This window comes from Verrucosispora sp. SN26_14.1, from assembly GCF_004307965.1.
Classification (GTDB): domain Bacteria; phylum Actinomycetota; class Actinomycetes; order Mycobacteriales; family Micromonosporaceae; genus Micromonospora.
This window is the reverse complement of record NZ_SISL01000636.1, coordinates 1-2,626: the sequence shown is the minus strand read 5'-3', so window position 1 is coordinate 2,626 and position 2,626 is coordinate 1. Positions and strand designations below refer to the sequence as shown.

At 73.0% G+C, this 2,626-nt stretch carries 3 protein-coding genes; 1 reads left to right on the top strand and 2 read right to left on the bottom strand.

The window, feature by feature from the left end; translation table 11 throughout:
- A partial coding sequence (locus tag EYA84_RS30245; RefSeq protein ID WP_131057616.1) for a pyridoxal-phosphate dependent enzyme occupies nt 1-649 on the bottom strand: 649 nt, incomplete at its 3' end.
- Nucleotides 650-651: 2 nt separating this feature from the next.
- Complete coding sequence (locus tag EYA84_RS30240; protein WP_161595072.1) at nt 652-1,308, bottom strand: RraA family protein; 657 nt, start codon at nt 1,306-1,308, stop codon at nt 652-654.
- A 160-nt stretch (nt 1,309-1,468) separates the two neighbouring features.
- Here EYA84_RS30240 and EYA84_RS30235 point away from each other — a divergent pair, with 160 nt between their 5' ends.
- A complete protein-coding gene (locus EYA84_RS30235; protein ID WP_161595071.1) occupies nt 1,469-2,458 on the top strand; it encodes a Gfo/Idh/MocA family protein in 990 nt (329 codons plus the stop codon).
- Nucleotides 2,459-2,626 lie beyond the last annotated feature (168 nt).

Here is a 2,626-nt window from a genome sequence, read left to right as displayed (position 1 = left end):
GCGCGGCCAGGACGCCGCCGGCGGTGTTGCCGGCGCCGCCCGCGAGCATGATCCGGTCCGGTGGCCGGTCGGCGAGGGTGTCGGCGAGTTCGTCGACGGCGGCGGTGGTGGCCAGCGCGCAGAGGGTGCTTCCGGGCGCGGTCCGTACGTCGATGACGGCGGTCGTCGCCCCGGTCGTGCGGCCCTGCTCGGCGATGGCGGTCATGGTCTGCGCCTGGACGGGATCGAAGGCGTCGGTGGTGCGCACCCAGTGCAGGCTGGCCCCGGTCAGCTCGTAGAGCACCTGGTTGCGGCTGGGTTCGGCCGGTGGTTCGCCGCGCAGCACGAGGTGCACGTCGAGGCCGGCGGCGCGGGCGGCGGCGGCCACCACCCGGCAGAGGTTGGAGTGCGGTCCGGCCGAGGTGACGACCGTGTCGGCGCCGGCCTCGCGGGCCTGGCCGAGCAGGACGTCGACCTGACGGACCTTGTTGCCGCCGAAGGCGAACCCGCCGTGCTCCTCGGCGATCACGACGGGGTTGCCGGCCGGGTGCAGGCGGGGCGCCGGCCAGCAGGTGACCGGCCAGCGGTGGATCCCGACGCGGGGCAGGGCCCGCACGGTGTCGGTCAGCCGGGGGTCCGGGCGGCCCCAGGAGGGTGCACTGCCACCCATGGTCAGAACCGCTCGTACTGCTGGTAGAGGGCGCCCACCGACTCCCCGGCCCGGACCCGCTGCCGGATCTCCGTCTCGGTGCGGACCGTCGCCTCGGCCTCGACGAGCACGTCCATCGCGATCGCGCGGGGGACGACGACGACCCCGTCGCTGTCGCCGACGATGATGTCGCCCGGGTGCACGGGGACGCCGCCGCAGACCACCGGGGACTGCATGTCGACGACGTTCCAGCGGCCCTTGGCGTCGCGGGCGCTGCGGAACCGGTTGAAGACCGGGAACTTCAGCGGCAGGATCGCGCCGGTGTCGCGGACACCGCCGTCGATGACGGCGCCGACGGCGCCGCGCGCCATGGCGCCGTTGGTCAGCAACTCGCCCCAGTGGCCGACCGTCCGGTCACCGGCGCAGTCGAAGACCGCGACCTCGCCTGCGGAGAGCTCGTCGATCATCCGGGCGCCCAGGCGTACGGAACGGTCGGTGCTTCGTTCGGGGCGGCCCAGCGCGGTGAAGGCCACGCCCGCCACCGCCATGTCGGTGGTCAGCGGCAGCACATCGGTCATCACCTGGTGCCACAGCCCGGCATCGTCCAGCGCGTCGGCGATCGCCGCCACGTAGAGCTTGCCGAAGCGGCGGCAGATCTCCTCGACCGGCGGGGTTTCCATCGAACTCCATTCATTGATTGGAACGTGGTTGCACGGACAGTACATGACGTTCCATTCTCAGAACATCCCTTGCAGCCTGTGGAATGGGCTGGTAGGAATCCCTGCAACAGGTTGCGCTGGCTGCATCCGAGCCGACCGAACCGCGAGAGACGGAGAGACGATGTTGAGAGCGGCAGTCGTGGGGATGGGCTGGATGGGTCAGCTCCACGCCGGGATCTACCACCAGCACCCGGGGGTCGACCTGGTCGGTCTGGTCGAGCCCGATCCCGCTGCGGAACAGCCGCTCCGCGACCGGTTCGGCGTACCCGTGCACCGCGACGTCGAGGAGCTGCTCGACCGGGTCGACGTGGTCAGCGTCTGCACCCCGGACCACCTGCACCCGCAGACCACCATCCCGTTCCTGCGGGCCGGGGTACGGGTGCTGGTCGAGAAGCCGCTGGCCACCAGCTCGGCGGACGCGCAGAAGATCCTCGACGCCCGACCCGACCCGCACGCCCTCTCGGTCGGTCACATCCTGCGCTTCGACCCCCGCGTGGTCCGCGCCCGCGAGCTGGTCCGCTCCGGTGAGCTCGGTCCCCTGTGGCACGTCGACGTCTGGCGCGACACCACCCGCACGGTGGCCGTACGCCCCTCGGAACGCACCAGCGTGGCGTGGTTCCTCGGCATCCACGACGCCGACCTGGTCCGCTTCGTCACCGGACTGACCGCGGTCCGGGTGTCCGCCCTCGGCCGGGCCGTGCTCTCCGCCCACGCCGACGCCGTCTACGCGACCGTCCGCTACGACGGTGACGTCATCGGCTCGATGGAGAACAACTGGACGCTGCCCGACGGGCGACCCAACCGGGCGTTGGCCGGGCTGCGGGTGGTCGGTGAGCACGGCTCCGTCGAGATCGACCTTGGCCACGTCGACCTGCTGCACGCCACCTCCGACGGCGCGGTCAACGGCGACACCCGCAACTGGCCCAGCCGCGCCGCCACCGGCGTGTCCAACATCCGTACCGAGGTGGAGGAGTTCGTCCGGGCGGCTGCCGAGGGCGCACCCGCGCCGGTGCCCGGTGAGGAGGGCCTCGCCGCCGTCCGGGTGGTCGAGATGATCCACGCCTCGCTGGCCGCCGACGGCGCGCCGGTCGGTGCCGGAGACGCCCGGTGACCGCCGACGTCCGATCCTGGCTCGGTGGCCGGTACACCGACCCGGCCGCCGCGCGCTACCGGGTGCGCAGCCCGGTCGACGGCGAGGTCGTGGCCGAGGTGCACCGCGCCGGGCCGGACACGGTGGACGAGGCCGTCCGGGCGGCGTCGGCGGCGGTCGTCGCCGACC

Coding starts and splice junctions, on each gene's coding strand:
- EYA84_RS30240 (WP_161595072.1), bottom strand. CDS start 1,308: ATGGAAACCCCGCCGGTCGAGGAGATCTGCCGCCGCTTCGGCAAGCTC.
- EYA84_RS30235 (WP_161595071.1), top strand. CDS start 1,469: ATGTTGAGAGCGGCAGTCGTGGGGATGGGCTGGATGGGTCAGCTCCAC.